7 protein-coding genes are annotated in these 6703 nt (G+C 58.0%); 1 reads left to right on the forward strand and 6 read right to left on the reverse strand.

Translation table 11 applies throughout. The annotated features are described in order from the left end of the window. Positions 1-52: 52 nt before the first annotated feature. The 6 genes from proS to metN form a co-directional block, all read right to left on the reverse strand. Complete coding sequence (proS, locus tag QOL81_RS22325) at positions 53-1771, reverse strand: proline--tRNA ligase (RefSeq protein ID WP_041036458.1); 1719 nt, start codon at positions 1769-1771, stop codon at positions 53-55. 120 nt (positions 1772-1891) lie between these two features. Next, complete coding sequence (tsaA, locus tag QOL81_RS22330; RefSeq protein ID WP_041036456.1) at positions 1892-2599, reverse strand: tRNA (N6-threonylcarbamoyladenosine(37)-N6)-methyltransferase TrmO; 708 nt, start codon at positions 2597-2599, stop codon at positions 1892-1894. Beyond that, complete coding sequence (rcsF, locus tag QOL81_RS22335) at positions 2596-3000, reverse strand: envelope stress sensor lipoprotein RcsF (protein WP_033649823.1); 405 nt, start codon at positions 2998-3000, stop codon at positions 2596-2598. The genes tsaA and rcsF overlap by 4 nt, the downstream gene beginning before the upstream one ends. Positions 3001-3114: 114 nt before the next feature. Further along, positions 3115-3930 carry a MetQ/NlpA family lipoprotein gene (locus QOL81_RS22340; protein ID WP_041036453.1) on the reverse strand — a complete coding sequence of 272 codons (816 nt, stop codon included), beginning with the start codon at positions 3928-3930 and terminating at the stop codon, positions 3115-3117. A gap of 39 nt (positions 3931-3969) precedes the next feature. Next, entirely contained in the window at positions 3970-4623 is a 654-nt protein-coding gene (locus QOL81_RS22345) for a methionine ABC transporter permease MetI (RefSeq protein WP_004932010.1), read from the reverse strand. Further along, complete coding sequence (gene metN / locus QOL81_RS22350) at positions 4616-5647, reverse strand: methionine ABC transporter ATP-binding protein MetN (protein ID WP_043139948.1); 1032 nt, start codon at positions 5645-5647, stop codon at positions 4616-4618. The genes QOL81_RS22345 and metN overlap by 8 nt, the downstream gene beginning before the upstream one ends. A gap of 188 nt (positions 5648-5835) precedes the next feature. Between metN and gmhB the strand changes: the two genes are divergently transcribed. Further along, on the forward strand, positions 5836-6399 hold the full coding sequence (gmhB, locus tag QOL81_RS22355) for a D-glycero-beta-D-manno-heptose 1,7-bisphosphate 7-phosphatase (RefSeq protein ID WP_038874480.1): 564 nt from the start codon (positions 5836-5838) through the stop codon (positions 6397-6399). Positions 6400-6703: the final 304 nt, after the last annotated feature.

The raw sequence follows: 6703 nt of genomic DNA on the forward strand, positions 1-6703 counted from the left end.
GATATAAAAAAACCCGCCTGAGCGGGTTTTTTTATTTTCTGACGTTCGTCGCTTAGCGTTTGATCTGGCCCAGCAGGAAATCAACGATTTCGCCGGTTTTGATCATTTGCTTCTCGCCGACGCGGCGGTTCTTGTACTCGATCTCTTCGTTGTCGAGGTTGCGGTCACCGATAACGATAGAGTGCGGCACGCCGATCAGCTCCATGTCCGCGAACATCACGCCCGGACGCTCTTTGCGGTCATCGAGGATCACGTCGATGCCGTGGGAGCGCAGGGTGTTGTACAGCTCTTCGGCCAACGCCTGCACGCGGAACGACTTGTGCATGTTCATCGGCAGGATCGCTACCTGGAACGGCGCGATGGCGTCCGGCCAGATGATGCCGCGTTCGTCATGGTTCTGCTCGATGGCGGCGGCCACGACGCGCGTGACCCCGATGCCGTAGCAACCCATGGTCAGCACCTGGTTGCGGCCGTCTTCGCCCTGCACGGTCGCTTTCATCGCTTCCGAGTACTTGGTGCCGAGCTGGAAGATATGGCCCACTTCGATGCCGCGTTTGATCAGCAGCGTGCCCTGACCGTCCGGGCTGGCGTCGCCTTCCACCACGTTACGGATATCGGCCACCTGTGGCAGCGGCAAGTCGCGCTCCCAGTTGATGCCGAAGTAGTGTTTGCCGTCAACGTTGGCACCGGCGCCAAAGTCGCTCATCGCCGCTACGCTGCGGTCAGCAACCACCGGCATCGGCAGGTTGACCGGGCCGAGTGAACCCGGGCCGGCGCCGACGATGGCGCGAATTTCTTCTTCGGTGGCGAAGGTCAGCGGCGCGGCAACCTGCGCCAGCTTCTCGGCCTTGATTTCGTTCAGCTCGTGATCGCCGCGCACCAGCAGGGCAACCAGCTTGTGGCCGCTCTCTTCGGTGGCGCGCACCATCAGCGTCTTCACGGTTTTTTCCACCGGTAACTGGAACTGCTCGACCAGCTCAACGATGGTTTTGGCGTTTGGCGTATCCACCAGGCGCAATTCTTCGCCGGCCGCCGCGCGTGGAGCCGCCGGTGCGACCGCTTCCGCCAGCTCGATGTTGGCGGCGAAGTCGGAACCGGTGGAGAACACGATATCGTCTTCACCGCTGTCTGCCAGCACCTGGAATTCGTGCGAGGCGCTGCCGCCGATCGAGCCGGTATCGGCCTGCACCGGGCGGAAATCCAGGCCCATGCGGCTAAAGATTTTGCTGTACGCTTCGTACATCGCGTCGTAAGTCTCCTGCAGAGACTCCTGTGAGGTATGGAAGGAGTAGGCATCCTTCATCAGGAACTCACGGGAACGCATCACGCCGAAACGCGGGCGCACTTCATCGCGGAACTTGGTCTGGATCTGGAAGAAGTTCAGCGGCAGCTGTTTGTACGAGCTGATCTCGTTGCGGATCAGATCGGTGATCACTTCTTCATGCGTCGGGCCCAGCACGAACGGGCGGTCGCCGCGGTCGACAAAGCGCAGCAGCTCGGGGCCGTATTGCTCCCAACGGCCGCTTTCCTGCCACAGGTCGGCAGGCTGAACCACCGGCATAGACACTTCGATCGCATTAGCATTGTTCATTTCTTCGCGAACGATGTTTTCAACCTTTTTCAGAACGCGCAGGCCGGTCGGCAGCCAGGTGTAAAGACCGGAGGCCAGCTTGCGGATCATCCCGGCGCGCAGCATCAGCTGGTGGCTGATCACTTCGGCGTCGGCAGGTGTCTCCTTCAGAGTGGAGAGCAGATATTGGCTAGTACGCATGGTGTTTTGGTTCCGTTAGAACTGCAAATTGCATCGGGCTGCCAGAGTGGCGGCCAAAAGTGACAAAAGTGGTTTAGTTTACCAGCGCGAGCGGGTCGCCAAAAGAGAGGCGGCGGAATTTTAACGCGGGTCGAGCGCCAACACTTCGGTATGGCCGTCCACGACGCGCCAGCGCACGTTGAAATCCAGCAGCCAGACGGCGTAATCCCGTTCGACGTCCTCTCCTTTACGATAGGCGGGACGGGGGTCTTGCGCCAGCACCTGGCTGATAAAACGCCTTAATTGCGGGTAACGCGCCTGATGTTGCTGCAGCTGCTGTTCGGCCTGTGGCGCGAAGCGCACCGGCATGTCGCCGGTGGGCGCGGCCTGGGCAAAACCGGCGCGGGCCTGCGGCTGGCTCTCGGCGAACGGCAGATAAGGCTTGATGTCCACCACCGGGGTGCCGTCGACCAGATCGAGGCTGCCCAGCTCCAGCACCACTTCGCCGTTTTTTACCCGCACGCCTTTCAGTTCGATCAGGGACATGCCGAGCGGGTTGGGGCGGAAGGTGGAGCGGGTGGCGAACACGCCCATGCGGGCATTGCCGCCTAAACGCGGCGGTCGCACCGTCGGCCGCCAGCCGCCTTCCAGGGTTTGATGGAAAATGAACATCACCCACAGATGGCTGAAATCGCTGAGGCCGCGTACCGCCTCCGCCTGGTTGTAGGGCGGCAGCAGCAGCAGTTCGCCACCACCGTCTTCGACCAGCCCCGGCTGGCGGGGAACGGCGAATTTTTCTTTATACGGCGAGCGGATCACGCCGATCTGCTCGAAAACGAATTCGGTCATTTGGACGAGACGTTAAGCGCCGAGCCCTGGCAGACGGCCTGCTGGTAACAACCGGCGACGCCGCTGACAATCTGGCAGTCGTGCAGTAGCACGGCGTTGGCCTTCATGTAAGACGCGCGGATTTGCATGCGCTTACGGGCGGTGGCCAGATTCGGTGGGGAGTCTTGTACGGTGGTTTGGCACGATTCGCCGGACACTTCACCCAGATCGCGGAACGGTTTGCCCACGAGCTCTTCTGCACTTTTGTACAGTTTTACCGGAGCAGGGCGGGCGGCCGGCGTGGTCTTGGCCGGGCTGGTGGTGGTCGGCTTGCTGGTGCTGTTTGTTGAGGACGGCGCGATACGTTGCGATGAACATCCGGCCAGCGCGAGCGCTAACAAACAGAGAGGTAAAACACGCATTGAGATTCCTCTGCCTTAATGAAAGTGGCGCTATTGAAGCAATCTATGGCGGAAATAACAAGACGGGCCTTGGCCCGTCTTGCAATTATAGGAATAAAATTGGCGAATAAGCGCTTACCAGCCTTTCACCGCACCACCGTTGAAGATTTTGTTGGCGGCGGCGTCGACTTCGTCAGACTGATAGGCCTGCACGAATTTCTTCACGTTTTCCGCATCTTTGTTATCTTCGCGCGCAACCAGCAGGTTGACGTAAGGCGAGTCTTTGTCTTCCACGAACAGACCGTCTTTCGCCGGCGTCAGGCCGATCTGGCTGGCGTAAGTGGTGTTGATTACCGCCAGCGCGATCTGCTGATCATCCAGGGAACGTGGCAGCTGAGGCGCTTCCAGCTCAACCAGCTTCAGGTTTTTCGGGTTCTCGGTCACGTCCAGCACGGTCGGCAGCAGGCCAACGCCGTCTTTCAGTTTGATCAGGCCGACTTTCTGCAGCAGCAGCAGCGAACGGCCCAGGTTGGTCGGATCGTTAGGCAGTGCGATCTGAGAGCCGTCTTTCAGTTCGTCCAGCGATTTGATTTTCTTGGAGTAACCGGCAATCGGGTAAACAAAGGTGCTGCCGACCGGCACCAGCTTGTAACCGCGATCTTTGATTTGCTGATCCAGGTATGGCTTGTGCTGGAAGGCGTTCAGATCGATATCGCCTTTGCTCAGCGCTTCGTTAGGCAACACGTAGTCGTTGAAGGTCACCAGCTCAACGTCCAGACCGTATTTCTCTTTCGCCACTTTCTGAGCGACTTCAGCTACTTGCTGCTCAGCGCCGACGATCACACCGACCTTGATGTGGTTTGGATTCTTTTCATCCTGGCCACAGCCCGCCAGAGCCAGAGTACCGATCAGTGCGCCAATTGCCGCGATGGATTTAAATTTTAACGACATATCCCTTCCTCATTAGACTCGCATTAACATGCTGTGAAACTATTTATGGGTAACGGCTTTGACGATGCGATCGCCGCAGAACTGGATCAGATAAACCAAAACTACCAGTAATACTAATACGGTATTCATCACTGTGGCGTTATAACCGATATAACCGTATTGGTAACCGATTTGGCCCAGACCACCGGCGCCGACCGCGCCGCCCATGGCGGAGTAGCCCACCAGGGTGATCAGCGTGATGGTTGCGGCGTTGACCAGGCCCGGCAGGGCTTCCGGCAGCAACACTTTCTTGATGATCTGCATCGGCGTGGCACCCATGGCGCGCGCCGCTTCCACCAGACCGGACGGGATCTCCAGCAGGGCATTTTCCACCATGCGCGCGATGAACGGTGCGGCACCCACGGTCAACGGCACGATGGCCGCCTGCAGACCGATAGAGGTGCCGACGATCATGCGGGTAAACGGAATCATCCAAACCAGCAGGATAATGAACGGGATGGAACGGAAGATGTTCACCAGCCCGGACAGGATTTTATACAGCGAGTTGTTGGCGATGATTTGCCCCGGGCGGGTGACATACAGCAGCACGCCGACCGGCAGGCCGAGCACGAAACCGAAGAAGCCGGAGACAAAGGTCATCATGACGGTTTCCCACACGCCACGCGCCATCAACCACATCATTGCCTCAGACATAACCCAGAACCTCTACTTTTACCTGATTTTCTTGCAGGAACTTAATCGTCGCCAGCGCGTCTTCGTCGCTGCCGTGCAGCTCCGCCAGCATCACGCCGAATTTCACGCCGCCGGCATAATCCATCTGGGCGCTGATAATGTTGTTGTTCACGTTGAAGCGGCGAGCGGCTTCAGACAGCAGCGGCGCATCGACCGACTGGCCGGTGAATTCCAGGCGCAGCAGCGGCTGGCGGTCGCCCTGACGTTCCGGCGACAGGCGCACGGCGTAGTCGTCCGGGATATCCAGATGCAGCGTGGACTGAATGAACTGCTGGGCCAGCGGGGTTTTCGGGTGTGAGAACACTTCGCTGACGCTGTCTTTTTCGATCAGTTGCCCCTGGCTGATGACCGCGACCTGGTCGCAGATGCGTTTCACCACGTCCATTTCGTGGGTGATGAGCAGAATGGTCAGGCCCAGACGGCGGTTGATGTCTTTCAGCAGTTCCAGGATGGAACGGGTGGTGGCCGGATCCAACGCGCTGGTGGCTTCGTCGCACAGCAGCACTTTGGGATTGCTGGCCAGCGCACGGGCGATCGCCACGCGCTGTTTCTGGCCGCCGGACAGGTTGGCCGGGTAGGCGTCGTGCTTGTCCGCCAGGCCGACCAGCTCCAGCAGTTCGGTCACGCGCTTTTTGATCTCGGCGCGCGGCGTATTGTCCAGCTCCAGCGGCAGCGCCACGTTGCCGAACACCGTGCGGGAAGAGAGCAGGTTGAAGTGCTGGAAGATCATGCCGATTTGGCGACGGGCGCGCGTCAGTTCGCTTTCCGACAGCGAAGTCAGATCCTGACCATCGACCAGGACCTGGCCGGACGTTGGGCGCTCCAGCATGTTGGCGCAGCGGATCAGCGTGCTTTTGCCGGCACCGGAAGACCCGATAACGCCATAGATTTGCCCGGCAGGGACGTGAAGGGTCACGTCAGAGAGCGCGGTAATAGTGCGCGAACCCTGCTGGAACACTTTAGTGATGTTAGAAAGTTTAATCATATTCTTCTTATTTTAGCGTGGTTGCCCGTGGCTAGATAAAAGTAAACCTCGGCGTGGAACCAAGGTATGGATCAGATGTTAAGGCGTCTAGACGTCTAAGTCAACGGCCAACGACGTTCTCCGGCGTTCTCAGTGCGGGGCAAAACATGCGATACTGTCAGCGTATACAGGCCCTCAGGAGCAAAGCGGTGACACAAAGCGTTCCAGCAATTTTTCTCGATCGTGACGGTACGATTAACGTTGACCATGGCTATGTCCATGAAATCGACAACTTCCACTTTATTGACGGCGTGATTGACGCCTGTCGCGAACTCAAAAAGATGGGCTTCGCGTTGGTGATGGTGACCAACCAGTCCGGTATTGCGCGCGGCAAGTTCAGCGAAGACCAATTTATGTACCTGACCGAGTGGATGGACTGGTCGCTGGCCGATCGCGACGTCGACTTCGACGGCATCTATTTCTGCCCGCACCATCCGGAGGCAGTAATAGAAGAGTATCGTCAGGTGTGTGACTGCCGTAAACCGCAGCCGGGCATGCTGCTACAAGCGCAGCAGGAATTGAACATCGATATGGCCGCTTCTTATATGGTGGGTGATAAACCGGAAGATATGCAGGCGGCGATCGCAGCCGGCGTCGGCACCAAAGTGCTGGTGCGTACCGGTAAGCCGGTGACGGAGCAGGGCGAGCAGCTGGCCGATTGGGTGCTAAATAGCCTGGCGGACCTGCCGGCAGCCATCAAAAAGCGGGTTTAATAGGCGTTACGAATGAATAGTGAGCGGTCAGATAAAAAATGCATATTATCGCTTGTCATTCTGAACCGGCTCCCTATAATGCGCCTCCATCGACACGGAACATGTGAACAACTTCACAGAGTATCCGGGGGGTCGCAGAGAAAAAATCCTGAAAATTAGGGTTGACTCTGAAAGAGGAAAGCGTAATATACGCCACCTCGAGTTAGCAAGCGAAAGCGCCTAACTCACTGCTCTTTAACAATTTATCAGACAATCTGTGTGGGCACTCCACAAGACGATATCCAGCATCTTCGGATGCAAAAAA

Source organism: Serratia sp. CC22-02 (genome assembly GCF_900182895.1).
In the GTDB taxonomy this organism is placed as follows: domain Bacteria; phylum Pseudomonadota; class Gammaproteobacteria; order Enterobacterales; family Enterobacteriaceae; genus Serratia; species Serratia nevei.

Bases quoted from the DNA above. Each gene is read 5' to 3' on its own strand.
- QOL81_RS22345 (WP_004932010.1), bottom strand. From the start codon at position 4,623: ATGTCTGAGGCAATGATGTGGTTGATGGCGCGTGGCGTGTGGGAAACC.
- tsaA (WP_041036456.1), bottom strand. From the start codon at position 2,599: ATGACCGAATTCGTTTTCGAGCAGATCGGCGTGATCCGCTCGCCGTAT.
- QOL81_RS22340 (WP_041036453.1), bottom strand. From the start codon at position 3,930: ATGTCGTTAAAATTTAAATCCATCGCGGCAATTGGCGCACTGATCGGT.
- rcsF (WP_033649823.1), bottom strand. From the start codon at position 3,000: ATGCGTGTTTTACCTCTCTGTTTGTTAGCGCTCGCGCTGGCCGGATGT.
- proS (WP_041036458.1), bottom strand. From the start codon at position 1,771: ATGCGTACTAGCCAATATCTGCTCTCCACTCTGAAGGAGACACCTGCC.
- metN (WP_043139948.1), bottom strand. From the start codon at position 5,647: ATGATTAAACTTTCTAACATCACTAAAGTGTTCCAGCAGGGTTCGCGC.